The organism is Streptacidiphilus jeojiensis (genome assembly GCF_042510965.1).
Classification (GTDB): Bacteria; Actinomycetota; Actinomycetes; order Streptomycetales; family Streptomycetaceae; genus Streptacidiphilus; species Streptacidiphilus jeojiensis.
In genome coordinates, this window is sequence record NZ_JBEUKS010000009.1 from 262610 (window position 1) to 282223 (window position 19614).

The 19614-nt window shown below is 71.1% G+C and carries 12 protein-coding genes and 1 pseudogene; 8 read left to right on the forward strand and 5 right to left on the reverse strand.

Annotated features, from left to right (window positions below; genetic code table 11):
• The 3 genes from ABUW04_RS25270 to lepB all read left to right on the forward strand — a co-directional run.
• The coding region (locus ABUW04_RS25270; RefSeq protein ID WP_380566710.1) for an ATP-binding protein at positions 1-2745 on the forward strand (2745 nt) is incomplete at its 5' end.
• The gene (locus ABUW04_RS25275; RefSeq protein WP_037594430.1) at positions 2742-3281 is read left to right on the forward strand and encodes a response regulator; all 540 of its coding nucleotides are present in this window, start codon (positions 2742-2744) and stop codon (positions 3279-3281) included. The genes ABUW04_RS25270 and ABUW04_RS25275, both read left to right, overlap by 4 nt.
• Before the next feature lie 104 nt (positions 3282-3385).
• A complete protein-coding gene (gene lepB / locus ABUW04_RS25280) occupies positions 3386-4276 on the forward strand; it encodes a signal peptidase I (RefSeq protein ID WP_380566711.1) in 891 nt (296 codons plus the stop codon).
• 39 nt (positions 4277-4315) lie between these two features.
• Here lepB and ABUW04_RS25285 read toward each other — a convergent pair whose 3' ends face one another.
• Positions 4316-6247, reverse strand: a complete 1932-nt coding sequence (locus ABUW04_RS25285; RefSeq protein WP_232242043.1) for an AMP-dependent synthetase/ligase — start codon at positions 6245-6247, stop codon at positions 4316-4318.
• Between the two features lie 344 nt (positions 6248-6591).
• On the opposite strand from ABUW04_RS25285, the gene ABUW04_RS25290 reads away from it, so the two are divergent.
• Both ABUW04_RS25290 and ABUW04_RS25295 read left to right on the forward strand, forming a co-directional pair.
• The gene (locus tag ABUW04_RS25290; RefSeq protein ID WP_030250818.1) at positions 6592-8325 is read left to right on the forward strand and encodes an ABC transporter ATP-binding protein; all 1734 of its coding nucleotides are present in this window, start codon (positions 6592-6594) and stop codon (positions 8323-8325) included.
• Positions 8322-10304: an ABC transporter ATP-binding protein gene (locus ABUW04_RS25295; RefSeq protein ID WP_380566712.1), complete on the forward strand. Its 1983-nt coding sequence runs from the start codon at positions 8322-8324 to the stop codon at positions 10302-10304. The genes ABUW04_RS25290 and ABUW04_RS25295 overlap by 4 nt, the downstream gene beginning before the upstream one ends.
• Before the next feature lie 60 nt (positions 10305-10364).
• Here ABUW04_RS25295 and ABUW04_RS25300 read toward each other — a convergent pair whose 3' ends face one another.
• The 3 genes and pseudogenes from ABUW04_RS25300 to ABUW04_RS25310 all read right to left on the reverse strand — a co-directional run bounded on the left by ABUW04_RS25300 (position 10365) and on the right by ABUW04_RS25310 (position 15416).
• The gene (locus tag ABUW04_RS25300) at positions 10365-10901 is read right to left on the reverse strand and encodes a sarcosine oxidase subunit gamma (protein ID WP_380566713.1); all 537 of its coding nucleotides are present in this window, start codon (positions 10899-10901) and stop codon (positions 10365-10367) included.
• Positions 10891-14009: pseudogene (locus ABUW04_RS25305) on the reverse strand (sarcosine oxidase subunit delta family protein). Before ABUW04_RS25305 ends, ABUW04_RS25300 begins: the two are co-directional and overlap by 11 nt.
• 189 nt (positions 14010-14198) lie before the next feature.
• Positions 14199-15416 carry a sarcosine oxidase subunit beta family protein gene (locus ABUW04_RS25310; protein ID WP_380566714.1) on the reverse strand — a complete coding sequence of 406 codons (1218 nt, stop codon included), beginning with the start codon at positions 15414-15416 and terminating at the stop codon, positions 14199-14201.
• 107 nt (positions 15417-15523) lie between these two features.
• Between ABUW04_RS25310 and ABUW04_RS25315 the strand changes: the two genes are divergently transcribed.
• The 3 genes from ABUW04_RS25315 to ABUW04_RS25325 all read left to right on the forward strand — a co-directional run bounded on the left by ABUW04_RS25315 (position 15524) and on the right by ABUW04_RS25325 (position 18737).
• Positions 15524-16183 (forward strand): GntR family transcriptional regulator, encoded by a 660-nt coding sequence (locus tag ABUW04_RS25315; protein ID WP_380566715.1) that lies wholly within the window; start codon positions 15524-15526, stop codon positions 16181-16183.
• A gap of 140 nt (positions 16184-16323) precedes the next feature.
• Entirely contained in the window at positions 16324-17901 is a 1578-nt protein-coding gene (locus tag ABUW04_RS25320) for an amino acid permease (RefSeq protein ID WP_380566716.1), read from the forward strand.
• A gap of 89 nt (positions 17902-17990) precedes the next feature.
• On the forward strand, positions 17991-18737 hold the full coding sequence (locus ABUW04_RS25325; RefSeq protein ID WP_380566717.1) for a FadR/GntR family transcriptional regulator: 747 nt from the start codon (positions 17991-17993) through the stop codon (positions 18735-18737).
• A 20-nt stretch (positions 18738-18757) separates the two neighbouring features.
• Here ABUW04_RS25325 and ABUW04_RS25330 read toward each other — a convergent pair whose 3' ends face one another.
• On the reverse strand, positions 18758-19588 hold the full coding sequence (locus ABUW04_RS25330) for a DUF6597 domain-containing transcriptional factor (protein ID WP_380566718.1): 831 nt from the start codon (positions 19586-19588) through the stop codon (positions 18758-18760).
• Positions 19589-19614: the final 26 nt, after the last annotated feature.

Sequence of the window (19614 nt, forward strand, 5' to 3'; positions counted from 1 at the left end):
TCCGGCACCTGGAAGGACCTCACCGACAACGTCAACTTCATGGCCGACAACCTCACCAGCCAGGTCCGCAACATCGCCCAGGTCACCACCGCCGTCGCCAACGGCGACCTCTCCAAGAAGATCGACGTCACCGCGCGCGGCGAGATCCTGCAGCTGAAGTCCACCATCAACACCATGGTGGACCAGCTCTCGGCCTTCGCCGACGAGGTCACCCGCGTCGCCCGCGAAGTCGGCACCGAAGGCCAACTCGGCGGCCGGGCCCAGGTCCGCGGGGTCTCCGGGGTCTGGAAGGACCTCACCGACAACGTCAACTTCATGGCCGACAACCTCACCGGGCAGGTCCGCAACATCGCCCAGGTGGCCACCGCAGTCGCCCAGGGCGACCTCTCCAAGAAGATCGACGTGGACGCCCGCGGCGAGATCCTGCAGCTGAAGTCCACCATCAACACCATGGTCGACACCCTCTCCGCGTTCGCCTCCGAGGTCACCCGGGTCGCCCGCGAGGTCGGCGGCGAGGGCCAACTCGGCGGTCAGGCACGGGTCGAGGGGGTGTCCGGCACCTGGAAACGGCTCACCACCTCGGTCAACGAGCTGGCCGGGAACCTGACCACCCAGGTCCGCGCGATCGGCGAGGTGGCCGGCGCGGTCGCCCAGGGCGACCTGAACCGGGCCATCACCGTGGAGGCGCAGGGCGAGGTCGCCGACCTGAAGAAGAACGTCAACCTGATGGTCGCCAACCTCCGCGAGACCACCCGGGCCAAGGACTGGCTGGAGACCAACCTGGCCCGCATCGCCGGTCTGATGCAGGGCCACCGCGACCTGGTCGAGGTGGCCGACCTGATCCTGCGTGAGCTGACCCCGCTGGTCTCGGCCCAGTACGGGGCGTTCTTCCTGGCCGAACGCGGCGACGTGCCCGAGGCGTCGCTGGCCTTCATCGCCGGCTACGGCTCCCCGCAGGCCCCCGGCCGGTCCGGGCACGGCCTGGTCGGCCAGGCCGCGCGGGAGAAGACCCGGATCCTGATCACCGAGGCGCCGCCCGACTACATCAAGGTCAACTCCGGTCTGGGCGAGGCCGCCCCGGCCTGCATCGTGGTCCTCCCGGTGCTCTTCGAGGACCAGGTGCTCGGCGTGATCGAGCTGGCCTCGTTCAGCCCCTTCAGCGATGTGCACCTGGCCTTCTTCGACCAGTTCGTCAACACCATCGGCGTCGCGATCAACACCATCATCGCCAACTCCCGCACCGAGGCCCTGCTCTCGGAGTCGCAACGGCTCACCCAGGAGCTGCGGAACCGCTCCGACGAGCTCCAGCGGCAGCAGGCCGAACTGCGCCGCTCCAACGCCGCGCTGGAGGAGAAGGCCGCGCTGCTGGCCACCTCCTCGCAGTACAAGTCGGAGTTCCTCGCCAACATGTCGCACGAGCTGCGCACCCCGCTCAACTCGCTGCTGATCCTGGCCCGGCTGCTCGCCGACAACATGGACGGCCACCTCTCGTCCGAGGAGGTCAAGTACGCCCAGACCATCTACCGCTCCGGCAGCGACCTGCTGCAGCTGATCAACGACATCCTGGACCTGTCCAAGATCGAGGCCGGCCGGATGGACGTACGTCCCAAGCACCTGCTGCTGGCGAAGCTGCTGGACTATGTGGACGCCATCTTCCGGCCGCTGGCCATGGACCGGGGGCTGGCCTTCGAGGTCGAGGTCGCCAGGGACGTGCCGCGCACCCTGCTCACCGACGAGCAGCGGATCCAGCAGATCCTGCGCAACCTGCTGTCCAACGCGGTGAAGTTCACCTCCGCCGGCGAGGTCCGGCTGCGCGTCTTCACCGCCGACGACGAGCAGGGCGGGACAGCCGGCGGAGTGCTCGCCTTCTCGGTGGAGGACACCGGGATCGGGATCGCCCAGGACAAGCTCCGGGTCATCTTCGAGGCCTTCCAGCAGGCCGACGGCACCACCAGCCGCAAGTACGGCGGCACCGGCCTCGGACTGTCCATCAGCCGCGAGATCGCCCGGCTGCTCGGCGGCAGGATCACCGCCCAGAGCGAGCCTGGCGCGGGGTCCGCCTTCACCCTCTACGTACCGGCCCAGTGCCCGGTCCCGCCCGGTGCGCCGGAACCGGGGAGCGCGGACCAGCACGCCCCCGCGCTCCCGTCCGGGTCCGCCGACGCGGGGACACCCGAACTGCCCGCCGGCATGGGCCGGCCGACGTCCCCCGGCGACTGGGGCAGCGGCGACGACGACCACGACCTGTGGTCCTCCGCGGCCCGGTTGAGCGAGTGGCAGGCGGGCCGGGCCGGCACCCTGCTCGCAGGTCGGACGATACTGATCGTCGACGACGACATCCGCAATGTCTTCGCGCTCACCCATGTGCTCGGGCGGCTGGGCATGCAGGTGCTCTACGCCGAGAACGGGCGCGAGGGCATCGAATCGCTGGAGCACGACGACGAGGCCGCCCTGGTGCTGATGGACATCATGATGCCGGAGATGGACGGCTACGAGACCATCCGCGCCATCCGGGCCATGCCGCGCTTCGCCGAGCTGCCGATCATCGCGCTGACCGCCAAGGCCATGCCCGGCGACCGGGAGAAGGCCATCGACGCGGGCGCCTCCGAGTACGTGCCCAAGCCGGTGGACCTGGACCGGCTGCTGGAGGTCATGTGCACCCTGCTGGACGACGGCAGCGCCGCCGGGGACGCGACGGCGACCGCCGCGGAAGTGCCCGGCACCGCCGCCGAGGGAGTCCGATGACGATGCCGACCCGCATCCTCCTGGTGGACGACATGGAGGCGAACCTGATCGCCCTGGAGTCCGTACTGCGCCCGCTCGGCCAGCAGCTGATCCGCGCCTGCACCGGCGAGCAGGCGCTCAAGGCGCTGCTCCGCGACGAGTACGCGGTCGTGCTGCTCGACGTGATGATGCCGGGCATGGACGGTTTCGAGACCGCCGCCCACATCAAACGGCTGGACCAGACCAAGGACGTGCCGATCGTCTTCCTGACCGGGGTGGAGACCGGCAGCGCCATGGCGCTGCGCGGCTACTCGGCCGGCGCGGTCGACTACCTCACCAAGCCCTTCGACCCCTGGGTGCTGCGGGCCAAGGTCAGCGTCTTCGTGGAACTGCACCGCAAGGGCCGGCGCCTGGACGCCCTGGCCGCCGGGCTGGACGCGGCCGAACGCCGGCTGCGCGCCCTTGAGCAGGACGGCGCGGCCTCGGGCGACAGCCCGTCCCGGATCGCCGATCTGCTGGCCGAGCTGTCCCGCTCCATTCCGGTTGGGCGCGGCTGAATCCACCGCCCCCTGCACCACCCTGTCCACCGTCCCCGGACGCCGCCCGGGAACTCCCGCTCGTTGGGGTGATGGGTGTGGTCGGTGGCGGAGGGGGCGTGGTGATGGACCGGCAGGTTGCGGACGGGGTGTCGACGGGCGGGGCGACCGCGGGTGGGGCTTCGGCGGACCAGGGGACGGCAGGACCGCGGGAGCGGCCGCGCCGGCCGCTCTGGAAGGAGCTGCCGCTGCTGGTCGTGGTCGCGCTGGTGCTGTCGGTGCTGATCAAGACCTTCTTCGTGCAGGCCTTCTCCATCCCCTCCGACTCGATGAACAACGCCCTGGTGAAGAACGACCGGGTGCTGGTGGACAAGTTCAGCCCCTGGCTCGGGGTGACCCCGCAGCGCGGCCAGGTGATCGTCTTCCACGACCCGGGCAACTGGCTGGACTCCTCCGAGCTGCCGCAGCCCAGCAGCAGCGCGACCGTGCGGCACCTGCAGTCGGTGCTGAGCTGGATCGGGCTGATGCCCTCCGCCAACGAGGCGGACCTGATCAAGCGGGTGATCGCGGTCGGCGGCGACACCGTGGTGTGCAACGCCGGCGCCCCGGTCTCGGTCGACGGGGTGGCCCTCAGCGAGCCCTACATCTACCCCGGCGCCACGCCCTGCGACAACGACCCGGTCGGGACGGTGAAGATCCCCTCGGGCTACCTCTGGGTGATGGGCGACCACCGCAACGACTCCGAGGACTCCCGCTACCAGCGGCTGCACAACACCGGCGGCGGCCTGGTGCCGCTGAAGGACGTGGTCGGACGGGCCTTCGTGGTGGCCTGGCCGGTCGGCCACTGGGCGAGCCTGCCGGTGCCGTCGACCTTCGGCCAGGACGGGCTGCCGCCCGAGAACGGCAGCGCCGCGCCCTACGTCCTGACCGGGCTGGTGGTGCTGGTGGGCGCGGTGCCGGTGACCCTGTGGCTGCGCCGCCGCCGGGGCGGTTCCTCCCCGGCGGCGGACGGCTGACGCTGCCTGGTACCGCAGCGGTGCGGTACCGACGGGCCGTCAGGCCTCGTTGGCGCCCTCGTACATCCGGGCGATGGCGTCGGCGTTCTCCCGCTCCACCACCGGGCGCTTGACCTTGAGGCTGGGGGTGAGCTCGCCGTGTTCGATGTCGAGGTCCCGGGGCAGCACGGTGAACTTCTTGACGGTCTGCCAGCGCTGCAGATCGCCGTTGAGCCGCTGCACGAAGCCGTCGATCAGCTCGTGCACCTGCGGCGAGGAGCAGACCTCGGCGTAGGACCTGCCGCCCATGCCGTGCGCCCCGGCCCACTGCATGATCACCGGCTCGTCCAGGGTGATCAGCGCGGTGCAGTAGTTGCGGCCGTTGCCGATGACCAGGATGTTGCTGACGAAGGGGCAGACCGCCTTGAACTTGCCCTCGACCTCGCTGGGGGCCACGTACTTGCCGCCGGAGGTCTTGAACATGTCCTTCTTGCGGTCGGTGATCTTGACGAAGCCGTCCTTGTCGATCTCGCCGATGTCCCCGGTGTGGAACCAGCCGTCGCTCTCCAGCACCTCGGCGGTCTTCTCCGGCTGGTTGTGGTAGCCGCGCATCACGCCGGGGCCGCGCAGCAGCACCTCGCCGTCCTCGGCGATCCGCACCTCGGTGCCGGGCAGCGGGGTGCCGACGGTGCCGATCCGGTAGTCCTCACCGGGGTTGACGGTCGATCCGGCGCTGGACTCGGTGAGGCCGTAGCCCTCCAGGATGTGCACGCCGGCGCCGGAGAAGAAGTAGCCGATCTCGGGGGCCAGCGCGGCGCTGCCGGAGACGCAGGCCCGCATCCGCCCGCCGAAGGCCTCCCGGATCTTGGCGTAGACCAGCTTGTCGGCGACGGCGTGCTGGACCCTGAGCCCGAACGGGACCGAGCGGGTGCCGGTGGCCGTCAGCGACTCCTGGCCGGTGCGGGCGTAGTCGCGGGCCACCTTGGCGGCCCAGAGGAAGATCTTGTACTTGGCGCCGCCCTCGGCCCTGGCCCGACCTGCGATGCCGTTGTAGACCTTCTCGAACACCCGCGGCGCGGAGGCCATGTAGGTCGGCCTGACCACCGGCAGGTTGTGGATGATCCGGTCCACCCGGCCGTCGACGGCGGTGACCGAGCCCAGCTGGATGTGGCCGGAGGTGAGCGTCTTGCCGAAGACGTGCGACAGCGGCAGCCACAGGTACTGCACGTCGTCGGCGGTGAGCAGCCCGGTACAGGACTGGGCCGCGGCCTGGTAGGACCAGCAGTCGTGGACCAGCCGCACACCCTTGGGCCGGCCGGTGGTGCCCGAGGTGTAGATCAGGGTGGCCAACTGCTCGCGCTGGATGGCCGCGACGGTGGCGCGCACCGCGTCCGGGTGCTCCTTGAGGTGGGCCGCGCCGCGCTCCTCCAGCTCGGCCAGGGTCAGCACCTCGACGCCCTCCGGCGCGGGCTGCGACGCCTCCGGCCTGCTGCCGTCCACGGTGACCACGTACTTGAGCTCGGGCAGCTGCCCGCTGACCCCGAGGATCTTGGCGAGCTGGACGCCGTCCTCGGCGATGACCGCGCGGCTGCCGGAGTCGGCCAGGATGTAGGCGGTCTCGTCGGCGTTGGTGCTGGGGTAGACGGCGGTGACGGCCGCGCCCGCGCACATCACGCCGAGGTCGGCGAGGATCCACTCGATCCTGGTCGAACAGGAGATCGCGACCCGCTCCTCGGGGCGGATGCCCAGCGCCATCAGGCCGCCGGCGATCGTGGTGACCTGCTCCGCGGCCTGGCCCCAGGTCATCGTGCGCCACTGCTCCGCACCCGGCGCACCGTCGGCCGCGTGCTCGTCCACCGGCACCGGGTAGCGGTAGGCGACCCGGTCCGGGGTCTCCGCCACCCGGGCCAGGAACAGCTGGGCCACCGAGTCGGGGCGGTTGTCGATCAGCGACTTCGCTTGCGGGGTCACTGCGGTGGGGGTGGGGCTCACGGCTACCTCCGAGGGCCCAGCGGCCGGGCCGAGACAGTAGTTAACTCACGAGTAACTAGCGGGCAATGATCAGAGTAGGACGTTCGGGACCAGTACGTAAGGGGGGAATCCGGGGACGGGCCGACCGGATCCCGCACCGGGGGGCCAGGCAACTTGCCGGTCGGCAAGTAAGGAACCTAGGATGACGGTTCTGGAGCGATGCCCCAACCGCAGCCGAAAAAACCGGGTACGGCGTACGCAGATTGTGTCTATGCTCTGCCTGTAAGCGCTCTCCCTGTAACGCCGTCACCCCTGCGGGCGATGGCCCACCGCCACCCCTCCCGCCCTCGTCCTGAGAGACTCGCGTGCTGATCCGACTCCTGCGGGCCCATCTGGGCCCCTACACCAGGCCCATCGGCGTCCTGGTGCTGCTGCAGCTGATCCAGACCATCGCCACCCTGTACCTGCCGACCCTGAACGCCGACATCATCGACCAAGGCGTGATCAAGGGCGACACCACCTACATCCTGCAGACCGGCGGGATCATGCTGGGCGTGACGGTGGCCCAGGTCGTCTGCGCCGTCGGCGCGGTGTACTTCGGAGCCCGTACCGCCATGGCGCTCGGCCGGGACATCCGCGCCTCGGTCTTCGACCGGGTACAGTCCTTCTCCGCCCGCGAGGTCGGCCGCTTCGGGGCGCCCTCGCTGATCACCCGCTCCACCAACGACGTCCAGCAGGTCCAGATGCTGGTGCTGATGACCTTCACGCTGATGGTCTCCGCACCCATCATGTGCATCGGCGGCATCATCCTGGCGCTCAACCAGGACGTCCCGCTGTCCTCGCTGCTGGTCGCCATCGTCCCGATCCTCGGCATCATCATCGCGATGATCGTCAAGCGGCTGCGGCCGCTGTTCCGCGCCATGCAGGTCAAGATCGACTCGGTGAACCGGATCCTGCGCGAGCAGATCACCGGGCTCCGGGTGATCCGCGCCTTCGTCAAGGACACCCATGAGCGCGAGCGCTTCGACGAGGCCAACGCCGACCTCACCGAGACCGCGGTCCAGGTCGGCAAGCTGCTGGCACTGATGTTCCCCATGGTCATGATGGTGGTGAACATCTCCAGCGTCGCGGTGATGTGGTTCGGTGCGCACCGCATCGACAGCGGCGGGATGCAGATCGGCGCCCTCACCGCCTTCCTCAGCTATCTGATGCAGATCCTGATGTCGGTGATGATGGCGACCTTCATGTTCATGATGGTGCCGCGGGCCGAGGTCTGCGCCGAGCGCATCGAGGAGGTCCTGGACACCGAGACCACCGTGCTGCCGCCGCTCGCCCCGGTCCGCGAACTGCGCCGGGCCGGCTTCCTGGAGCTGCGGGACGTCGAGTTCCGCTACCCCGGCGCCGAGTCGGCGGTGCTGCGCCATGTCAGCATCAGCGCCCGGCCCGGCGAGACCACCGCGGTGATCGGCAGCACCGGCAGCGGCAAGACCACCCTGCTCACCCTGATCCCGCGACTGTCCGACGCCACCGACGGCAGCGTGCTGGTCGACGGCGTGGACGTGCGCGACCTGGACCCGGCGCTGCTGGCCAAGACCGTCGGCCTGGTCCCGCAGAAGCCGTACCTGTTCACCGGCACCGTCGCCACCAACCTCCGCTACGGCAACCCCGACGCCACCGACGAAGAGCTGTGGGCCGCGCTGGAGACCGCGCAGGCCAAGGACTTCGTCCAGGCGCTGCCCGAGGGCCTGGACGCGCCGATCGCGCAGGGCGGCACCAATGTCTCCGGCGGACAGCGCCAGCGCCTGGCCATCGCCCGGGTACTGGTCCGCCGCCCGGAGATCTACCTCTTCGACGACTCCTTCTCCGCCCTGGACTACGCCACCGACGCCCGGCTGCGCGCCGCCCTCTCCCACGAGACCGCCGAGGCCACCGTCGTCATCGTCGCCCAGCGCGTCTCCACCATCCGTGACGCCGACCGCATCATCGTCCTGGACGAGGGCGAGGTCGTCGGCACCGGCACCCACCGCGAGTTGATGGACAGCAACGAGACCTACCGCGAGATCGTCCTCTCCCAGCTCACCGAGGAGGAGGCGGCATGAGCGACTCCGAACAGGCTTCCGAGGCGGCGGCAGCGGCCAAGCGCCGCGGCCCCGCGCCCATGCCGGGCCCGGGACGCTTCATGGGCGGCGCACCGGTCGAGAAGTCCATGCACTTCAAGGCCTCCGGCAAGCGGGTGCTCGCGCTGCTGCGCCCCGAACGCGCTCTGATCGCCGCCGTGCTGGCGCTGGCCGCGGTCAGCGTCACGCTGTCGGTGATCGGCCCCAAGATCCTCGGCCATGCCACCGACCTGATCCTGGCCGGGGTCTTCGGCCGGCAGATCCCGGCCGGCACCAGCCAGGCCCAGGTGGTCGCCGGACTGCGGGAAAAGGGCGAGACCAAGCAGGCCGACCTGCTGTCGGCGATGAACATCCACCCCGGCCACGGCATCGACTTCCACGCCGTCGGCACGGTGCTGCTGTGGGTGCTCGCCATCTACGTCTTCGCCGGCATCTGCGGCATCATCCAGGCCCGGCTGGCCAACCGCGCCCTCCAGCGCGCGGTGAACCGGCTGCGCCGCGACGTCGAGGAGAAGATCGGCCGGCTGCCGCTCAGCTACTTCGACCAGCAGCCGCGCGGCGAGGTGCTGAGCCGGGTCACCAACGACATCGACAACATCGGCCAGACCCTGCAGCAGACGCTCAGTCAGATCGTCACCTCGCTGCTCACCATCGTCGGCGTGCTGACGATGATGTTCTACATCTCCTGGCTGCTCGCGCTGATCGCCCTGATCAGCGTGCCGGCCTCGGTCTTCGTCGCGGCCAGGGTCGGCAAGCGGGCCCAGCCGCAGTTCGTGGCCCAGTGGAAGACCACCGGCAGGCTCAACGCCCACATCGAGGAGATGTACAGCGGGCACGCGCTGGTCAAGGTCTTCGGCCGGCAGGAGGAGTCCGCGGAGATCTTCAAGGAGCAGAACGAGAAGCTCTACGCCTCCAGCTTCAAGGCGCAGTTCATCTCCGGCCTGATCCAGCCCTGCATGATGTTCATCGGCAACATCAACTACGTGCTGGTGGCCGTGGTCGGCGGCCTGCGGGTCGCCTCGGGGGCCCTGTCCATCGGCGACGTGCAGGCGTTCATCCAGTACTCCCGGCAGTTCAGCCAGCCGCTGACGCAGGTGGCGAGCATGTCCAACCTGGTGCAGTCGGGCGTCGCCTCCGCCGAACGCGTCTTCGAGCTGCTGGACGCCGAGGAGCAGGCCCCCGACCCGGTCGAGCCGCTGCGTCCGACCGAACTCCGCGGCGAGGTCGCCTTCGAGAACGTGGCCTTCCGCTACCAGGCGGACAAGCCGCTGATCGAGGACCTCTCGCTGACCGCCGAACCCGGCCACACCGTCGCCATCGTCGGCCCCACCGGCGCCGGCAAGACCACCCTGGTGAACCTGCTGATGCGGTTCTACGAGGTGACCGGCGGCCGGATCACCCTGGACGGGGTGGACGTGGCCCGGATGGACCGCGAGGAGCTGCGCGCCAACATCGGCATGGTGCTCCAGGACACCTGGCTGTTCGGCGGCACCATCGCCGAGAACATCGCCTACGGCCGGGCCGGGGCCAGCCGCGAGGAGGTCGTCGAGGCGGCGAAGGCGGCCCATGTGGACCGCTTCGTCCGCACCCTCCCGGAGGGCTACGACACCGTCATCGACGACGAGGGGACCGGCGTCAGCGCGGGCGAGAAGCAGCTGATCACCATCGCCCGGGCGTTCCTGGCGGAGCCGTCCATCCTGGTCCTGGACGAGGCCACCAGCTCGGTGGACACCCGCACCGAGGTCCTGATCCAGCGCGCCATGGCCACCCTGCGCAGCGGCCGCACGGCCTTCGTCATCGCGCACCGGCTCTCCACCATCCGCGACGCGGACACCATCCTGGTGATGGAGAACGGCGCGATCGTCGAACAGGGCAGCCACAGCGAACTGCTGGCGGCCGGCGGCGCGTACGCGCGGCTCTACGCGGCGCAGTTCTCGCAGGCGGTGGCGGAAGTGGACTGACGGTCCGTCAATCCCGCTCGGGGCCCGGTGGCGCAGAGGTGCGCTGCCGGGCCCCGTGCGTCACCGCCCGGACACCGCGTCGGCGAGCCAGGACAGCAGGTAGGGGGCGTAGGACGAGCGCACCAGCAGCCGGACCGCCGGCGGCGCCGTCCCACGGACCGTCAGCACCACCCCGGCCTGCGCCAGCAGGGTCTGCACACAGGTGCCGACGGGGGCGGCCCTCGGATGCAGGTCGATGGCGCAGCCCCGGGCCAGGACCTCGCGGACGTCAGGGCCGGTGAGGTCGAAGGCGGTGCGCTGGGCGGAGACGTCGGTGACCGTCCCGAAGTCGGGGGCGATGGCCTGCACCAGATCGGGCCGGAGGCCGTCCGCGTCCGGGGCGGCGAGCAGCAGCCACTCGTCGGGGCCCAGCCACAGCAGGTCCACCGGTCCGGCCGGGATCCAGGTGCACGGCGTGGTCGGCAGTCCGGTGCCGAGGAGCTTCGCCACCGAGGCGGCCGCGGGCCCGTCCGGGTCCAGGCGCAGCGAGAGCTGGGTGAGCCGCGGAACTTCCGCCACTGCCACGTCAGTTGCCGGCTCAGCAGTCTCAGCCGTCACGACGGGCTCCTTCCTTGTCGTAGAGCACCGGATCGGTGATCAGCACCGGGTGAACGCCGTCCTCCAGCGGGACATGGATGGTGTCGCCGATGCGTTCGCGGCCGGCCTTGACCAGGGCCAGGGCGAAGGTGCGCCCGAGCGCCGCGCTGCGGTAGCTGGAGGTGACATGGCCGTGCATGGGCACGGGCGGCGCCGGCAGCGTCGCGCCGCTGATCAGCTGGGCGCCCTCGGGCAGCAGCAGGTCAGGGTCCTCCGGCAGCAGGCCGACCAACTGTTTGCGGTCGGTGCGCAGGTTCTCCGCGCGGGCGAAGGAGCGCTTGCCGAGGTAGTCGGGCTTCTTCTTCGACACCGCCCAGCCCAGGCCGAGGTCCTGCGGGGTGACCGTGCCGTCGGTGTCCTGGCCGATGATGGGGTAGCCCTTCTCGGCGCGCAGCACGTGCATGGTCTCGGTGCCGTAGGGGGTGATCCCGTACGGCTCCCCGGCGGCGAGCAGCGCCTCCCAGACCCGCAGCCCCTCCCAGCCGCGGACGTTGACCTCGTAGGCCAGCTCGCCGGAGAAGCTGATCCGGCAGATCCGGGCCGGCACCCCCGCCACCGTGGCATCGCGCCAGGTCATGAAGGGGAAGGCGGCGTTGGAGACGTCCAGGTCCGGCGCGACGGCGGCCAGCACCGCCCGCGAGGCCGGACCCACCAGCGGGACGGTCACCCAGTGGTCGGTGACCGAGGTCAGGGCGACCCTGAGCTCCGGCCACTCGGTCTGGAGCCACTCCTCCATCCAGTCCAGCACCGTGGCGGCGTTGCCGGTGGTCGTGGTGAGCAGGAACTCCTGCTCGGCCACCCGGATCACGGTGCCGTCGTCCAGCACCATGCCGTCGACGCCACACATCACGCCGTAGCGGGCCGAGCCCGGCTTCAGCGTGCTCATCAGATTGGTGTAGACGCGGTCCAGCAGTTCGCCGGCGTCGGGCCCCTGGACGTTGATCTTCCCCAGGGTGGAGCCGTCCATCAGCGCCACCGACCCCCGGGCCGCGCGGCACTCGCGCAGTACGGCCGCCTCCATGGATTCCCCCGCGAGCGGGTAGTAACGGGGACGCTTCCACTGTCCGACGTTCTCGAACTCGGCGCCGTGGGTGGTGTGCCAGCCGTGCAGCGGGGTCACCCGGACCGGGTCGAAGAGCGCGCCGCGGTCCCGTCCGGCCAGTGCCGCGAAGGACACCGGTGTGTAGGGCGGGCGGAAGGTGGTGGTGCCCAGCGCGGCAATGTCGACCCCGAGGGCCTCGGCGACGATGCCGGAGGCGATCACGCCCGAGGTACGGCCCTGGTCGTGGGCGGTGCCGATGGTGGTGTAGCGCTTGACGTGCTCCACCGAGCGCAGCCCGGCCCCGGTGGCCCGCAGCACGTCGGCGACGGTGGCGTCGCGCTGGAGGTCGACGAAGCGGGGACGGGGGGCGCCGCCGTCCTGCTCGGACGGGTCGGGCACCGACCAGAGCACCAGTCCCGGGGTGGGCTCCGGCACGGGTTCGGTTGCCGGTGGCGGCAGTTGACCCACCGTCCGGGCGCCGTCGACCAGGCACTCCGCGAGGGTGACGCAGCCCCGGGCGGAGCCGGCCACCCGGATCCCCGGCAACTCGCCGTCGGGGAGGAAGGCTCCGCGCGCCGGGTCGTAGCGCAGTGCGCCCCGCGCATGGCTGTACAGGTGCGCCACCGGGTTCCAGCCGCCGGAGACCAGCAGCAGGTCGCAGTCGATGCCCCGGCGCAGGCCGTTGAGCCGTCCGCCCGCGTACGGCGCGGTGTGCGCGCGGGTGATCCGCTCCGATCCGCTGGTGCCGGTCACCACCTCCCCGGCGCGCATCTCGATGCCGCGCCGGGCGCACTCCTCTGCCCACGCCTCCGGCACCTGCGGACGGGCGTCGACCACGGCCGCGACGGTCGCCCCGGCGTCGGCGAGGTCGACCGCCGCCCGGTAGGCGCTGTCGTCGGTGGTGCACACCACCACCTGACGCCCCGCCAGCACGCCGTAGCGGTGCAGATAGGTGCGGGCCGCACCGGCCAGCATGATCCCCGGCCGGTCGTTGTCCGCGAACACCAGCGGACGCTCGTGCGCCCCGGTGGCCAGCACGATCCGCCCGGCCCGCAGCCGCCAGACCCGCTGCCGGGACATCCCCGCCGGGGCAGCGGCTCCCAGATGGTCGGTCCGCCGCTCCAGGGCCAGCACGAAGCCGTCGTCGTAGCAGCCGAAGGCCGTGGTCCGGCCGAGCACCCGCACATCGGGGTGGCCGGCCAACTCGGCGGCGACCCCGGCGGCCCACTCCGGGCCCGGCCGGCCGTCCACCGTCTCGGCGCTGCCGAGCAGCGATCCGCCCGGCTGCGGCTGGTCGTCGAGCAGCACCACCCGCTGTCCGTCCCGTGCCCCGGCCAGTGCGGCCGTCAGCCCGGCCGGGCCGGCGCCGACCACCAGCAGATCGCAGTGGGCGTGCACCGCGTCGTAGCGCGCCGGATCGAGGCCGGGGGCGAGTCGGCCGCGTCCGGCCAGACCGCGCGCCACCAGTCCGGCGTACAGCTCCACCGTGGTGGCCTGCAGCATCGGTTCCGGGAACGGCGCCTCGATCTGCACCAGGGCCGAGGGTTCCTCGACACCGGCCGAGACGATGCCGCGCGGACGCGCGTACTCGATGCCGGTGGCCACCCGGTGCACGCCGTTGGCGAGCAGGGCCGAGGCCAGGGTGTCGCCGGGATGGCCGGTGTACGAGCGGCCGTCGAAGCGGAACTCCAGCTCGGTGCCCCGGTCGACCAGTCCGCGGCCGGGCAGGCGGAAGGGTGCACTCATCGGGTCGGCACCTCCGGACGCGGCTCGCCGCTGCGGTACACGGCCAGCAGTCGGTGCGTGGCGGTGTCGCGGACCGCGTTGAACCAGCGGCGGCAGCCGGCGCTGTGCAGCCAGCGCTCGGCGAAGGGGCCCTTGGGGTTGTCCCGGAAGAAGACGTACTGCGCCCACTCCGCGTCGGTCAGGCCCTGCGGGTCCTCGGGGTAGGCGATATGGGCCTGGCCGCCGTAGTGGTACTCGGCCTCCTCGCGCGGGCCGCACCAGGGGCAGGGGATGAGCTGCATACGTTGTCTCCTGTCGCGCGGAGGGATTCGGTCGGGGCGGCCGGGTCGGATTTCGGGTGCGGGAGCTGCCTGGCTGGGCGCGCAGTTCCCCGCGCCCCTGGGGGTCTGCAACTGGCCCGGTTGCACAACCTGAGGGGCGCGGGGAACTGCGCGCCCAGCCCGCTACGGTCCGCAGCCGAGGGACCCCGCCTAGTGGGCCACAGCAGCCGCCCCGTGCTCGTCGACCAGCGCCCCGCTGGTGAAGCGGTCCAGGGTGAACGGGGCGTTGTAGGGGTGCGGTCGGTCATGGGCGACGGTGTGTGCGAAGCACCAGCCGACCCCCGGGGTGGCCTTGAACCCGCCGGTCCCCCACCCGCAGTTGAGGTAGAGGCCGGCCACGGGCGTGAGCCCGACGATCGGCGAGGCGTCCGGCGTGGTGTCCACGATCCCGGCCCAGCTGCGCAGCAGGTGCGCCCGGGCGAAGACCGGGAACAGCTCCAGCGCCGCCGCCATCTGCCGCTCGATGATGTGGAAGGAGCCGCGCTGGCCGTAGCCGTTCTGGCTGTCGATGCCGGCGCCCATGACCAGTTCGCCCTTGTGCGCCTGGGAGACGTAGACATGCACCGCGTTGGACATCACCACGGTGGGGTGGACCGGCTCCAGCAGCTCGGAGACCAGGGCCTGGAGCGGATGGCTCTGCAGCGGCAGCCGCAGCCCCGCCATCGCGGCCAGCACCGAGGTGTGGCCCGCCGCCGCCAGCGCGACCTTCCCGGTCGCGATCCGGCCCCGGGTGGTGTCCACCCCGACGATCCGCCCGCCGCGGATGTCCAGTCCGGTGACCTCGCAGTCCTGGATCAGGTCGATCCCGTACTCGTCCGCGCGGCGGGCGAAGCCCCAGGCGACGTAGTCGTGCTTGGCGATCCCGGCGCGCGGCTGGTAGGTCGCGCCGAGCACCGGATGCCGCACGTCCGGCGAGGTGTTGACGATCGGGCAGACCTCGGCGACCTGCTCCGGCTCCAGCCACTCGGCGTCGACGCCGTTGAGCTGGTTGGCGTACACCCGCCGCCGGCTCTCCCTGACGTCCTGCAGGGTGTGGGCCAGGTTGAGCACGCCGCGCTGACTGAACAGCAGCGGATAGCCGAGGTCCTCCTCCAGCCCCTCCCAGAGCTTCAGCGCGTGCTCGTAGATCGCCGCGCTCTCGTCCCAGAGGTAGTTGGAGCGGATGATCGTGGTGTTGCGCGCCATGTTGCCGCCGGCCAGCCAGCCCTTCTCCAGCACCGCGACCCGGCGGATGCCGTGGTTGCGGGCGAGGTAGTAGGCGGTCGCCAGGCCGTGGCCGCCGCCGCCGACGACCACCACGTCGTAGCCGGGAGCGGGATCGGGGTTGCGCCAGAGGAAGTCCGGGTGCTCAACGTTGACCGGCGTCATGCGACTCCTTGGAATCCCTGCATGCGACGACTGATATACCAGTTGCTGCGCTACCGTAGGTCCCCCGTCGCAGCAGCGTCAAGGAGTCGAGGGAAGGACGCCGAGCCATGCCCGTCAGCAGCGCCACGGCCGCCCCCTCACTGGCCGAGCAGGCCTACCGGACCCTCACCGACCAGCTGGTGACCCTGCAGATCCGCCCCGGATCGCCGCTCAACGACGAGCAGTTGGCGCGGGAGCTGGGCGTCGGCCGGACCCCCGTCCGGGAGGCGCTGAAGCGGCTGGAGGCGGACCGCCTGGTCGTGGCCTACCCCCGTCGCGGTACCTTCGCCACCGAGGTGCACCTCACCGACCTGGGCCATGTCTCGGAGGTACGGCGGCAGTTGGAGCCGCTGGCGGCCGCCGCCGCGGCCCGCAGGGCGACCGCCGCGGACCGGGAGCTGCTCGCCGGACTGGCCGATCTGGTCGCCGAGCGGAGCGGCCAACCGTCCACCACCCCGCTCGAGTTGATGCGCCTGGACCTGCGGCTGCACCGCGCCGTCTACGCCGCCACCGGCAACCCGTACCTGGAGTCCACCCTCGTCGGCTACGACAATCTGGCGACCCGGATCTGGTGCCTGTTCCTGGACCGGCTCCCCGGGCTGGCCGGGCACGTCGGCGAACACAGCGAGCTGCTGAGCGCGGTCATCGACGGCGACGCCGAGCGTGCCGCGGCGTGTGCGACCGACCACGTCACCGGTTTCGAGATCGCGATCCGCGCCGTCCTCTGAGCGGGAAACCCACTGGAAACGCCTCGGCAAAAAGTCTTGTCATCAAAAGGTCTAACCTTATACCTTAACGCACCACGAACCCGGGCCCGCCCCGTCGGTTGATCCACCGTCATGCCCCGACTCCGCCACGAGGACCAACCATGGCCACTTCCAGCCACGACTCGCTCACGCAGGACGACGACAGACAGCTCGCCGAACTCGGTTACAAGCCGGAGCTGAACCGCTCTTGGTCCGGCTTCTCGAACTTCGCCATCTCCTTCTCCGTCATCTCCATCCTCAGCGGCTGCTTCACCAGCTTCTTCGTCGGCTGGAACAGCGGCGGCCCGGTGGCCATCGCCTGGGGCTGGCCGCTGGTCTCGGCGTTCATCCTGGTCATCGGGGTGTGCATGTCCGAGCTGGTATCGGCCTACCCGACCTCGGGCGGCATGTACTTCTGGTCGGCGAAGCTCGGCAGTGTCAAGGCCAGCTACTACACCGGCTGGCTGGACTTCATCGGGCTGCTGGCGATCACCGCCTCCGTCTCCTACGGGTGCGCGACCTTCATCGACTCCACCATCGGTACCTTCAGCAGCAGTTGGGCCTCGCACTACTCGCTGGACCGGGTCTTCCTGATCTTCCTCGGCGTGCTCGCCGCGGTCGCGCTGATCAGCATCTTCTCCAGCCACCTGCTGGCGCTGCTGAACAACATCTCGGTGTGGTGGCACGTGGCCGGCGTCGCCGTGATCATCGTCATCCTGCTGGCCCTCCCGCACCACCACCAGAGCGTCGCCGCGGTGTTCACCCACACCGTCAACAACACCGGCTTCTTCGGCGGCCACACCAGCGGCCTCGGCTTCCTCTTCTACGTCCTGCCGCTGGCCGCGATCCTGCCGCAGTACACCATCACCGGCTACGACGCCTCCTGCCACCTCTCCGAGGAGACCGTCGGCGCTGCCGACTCCGCGGCCAAGGGCATCTGGAAGTCGATCCTCTACTCCGCCATCGGCGGCTGGGTGCTGATGCTCAGCTTCCTCTTCGCGGTGCAGGACCCGGCCAAGGTGACCGCGGCCGGCGGCGGCGTCGCCACCGTGCTCACCCAGGCGCTCAGCCCCAACTGGGCCGGCTTCGTGCTGCTGGTCTCCTCGGTCGGCCAGTTCTTCTGCGCCGTCGCCTGCATGACCAGCATCACCCGGATGCTGTACGCGTTCAGCCGGGACGGCGCGGTGCCCGGCGCCCGCTACTGGACCAAGCTGACCGGCAAGCAGGTGCCGGTCTACGGCATGCTGGCGGTCGCGGTGCTGGCCGTGCTGCTGACCCTGCCCGCGCTGGTCACCGTGGACATCAACGGCGCCCCGGTCCCGGTCGCCTTCAACGCCATCATCTCCATCGGCGTGGTCGGCCTCTACCTCTCCTTCGCCATCCCGATCTTCCTGCGCTGGCGGGCCGGCGACGCCTTCAAGCCGGGCGGCTGGACGCTCGGGGCCAAGTACAAGTGGCTCTGCGTACTGGCCCTCGCCGAGATCGCCGTCACCACGGTGATCGCGGTACTGCCCACCTCGCCCGGTGGGATGCCCGGCAACTCCGGCTTCAGCTGGAAGTACGTCAACTACACCCCGCTGGTCGTGGGCGGCGCGCTGATCCTGCTCTGGGCGGCCTGGCACCTGTCGGTGAAGAAGACCTTCACCGGGCCCAGGCAGACCATCGACTCCCCCACTGACCTGGACACCGTCACCGGGTGATCCACTGGTTACCATCGGAGCCTGAGCTCCACCCCTCCGGCCGGTCCGAAAGCGACCGGGCCGGAGGGGTACACCAGGGAAAGGGTGCGGTGTCCGACCTCTCGGCGTTCCTCAGGCTCCCCGGGTCGGAGACGGCGGCCCGTGCCGAGCTCGTCGTCCAGCAGCTGGAGACGGCCGTCTCCATCGGCCTGCTGGTGCACGGCCAGCGGCTGCCGCCCGAGGGCGAGCTGGCGTCCCAACTCGGCGTCTCCACCGGCAGCCTGCGCCAGGCGCTGACCATCCTGCGGCAGCGCGGGGTGATCCGGACCAGGGCCGGGCGCAACGGCGGCAGCGTCATCGACGGCTCCGCCGCCGTCTCCGCGGAGTCACTGACCGACCAGCTGCGCGCCCGGACCGGCGAGGAGCTGCGCGACCTGGGCGACCACTGCGCAGCGGTGCTGGGCGCCGCGGCCCGGCTGGCCGCCGCCCGGGCCTGCGAGCAGGACCTCGACGAACTGCGCAGCCATGCGGCCCGGTTCCGCACCGCCGTGGTGACCGACGACCTCGGCGCCTGCCGCCGCAGCTACAGCCGCTTCCGGATCCACCTCGGCGTGGCGGCCTGCTCACCCCGGCTGACCGTCCAGCTGGTGCAGCTCCAGGGCGAGTTCGCCCCGCTGCGGTGGGCCGCGGCGGAGACCGTCACGGCCCGCAAGCGGGTCGACGAACGGCAGGTGGCCATCCTGGACGCGGTCGAGGCCAAGGACGGCGCCGCGGCGCAGAGCCTGGCGGTGGGTCACCAGGAGGAGGAGACCCGGAGGCTGATCGACCGCCACCTCGCCCTGCTGGCCGACGGGTAGTCCCGGTCGGAACGGCCGCCTCAGCTCCGCTGGGCGTACCTCGTCGGCGGCAGGCCGACCACCGCGGTGAAGTCACGGCTGAGGTGGGACTGGTCGGCGTACCCGAGGTCGGCGGCCAGCGCGGACCAGTCGACGGAGCCGGACTCCGCCCGCTGCGCCGCCTCGTGCAGCCTGGCCCGGCGCAGCACCCATTTCGGGCTTGCGCCCACGTACTCGGCGAACAGCCGCTGCAGGGTGCGGACCGAGACCCCGCAGCGGTCGGCCAGCTGCTCGACCCGGACCAGGTCGCGGTCGCTGCCCGCGGTCTCGACCATGGCGGCCACCTCGGCCGTCTGCGGATCCGGTTCCGGCAGGCGCGGCAGCAGGAAGGCCTCCGCCAGGGCGGCCGTCCCGGCCGGGTCCTCCAGGGCCAGCAGCCGCCGGTTGGTCTCCTGCACGGCCGGACCGAAGAGCCGGTCCGCTGGCACCACCCGGTCGGACAGCTCCTGGACCGGGCGTCCCCAGAACGGCCGGAAGCCGCCGGGCCGGAACTTCACCCCGAGCGCCTGGCCGCGCCCTTCCAGCCGCCGCACGAACAGCCCGCGGTCCACCCCGTACACCGCCGCCACCGGCTCCTCGAACACCAGGTGCACATTGGGGTGGGACAGCACCTTCTGGTCGTACGCGGGCTGCCCGCGCAGATCCCAGCGGACGTGCCAGTGGAACTCCACGAACGGTTCCAGCGCCGGCGTCGGCGGGAACGTCGTCAGGACGGAGTGGGCGGCCGCGCGCTTCGGGCGCAGCACTCCGCGGGCCCGCTCGATGGCGGACCCGGCCCCGTCGGGCGTGCCGTCCGCGTCCGTGCCGGTCATCGGGGACCAGCCTAGCTGTCGCGTTT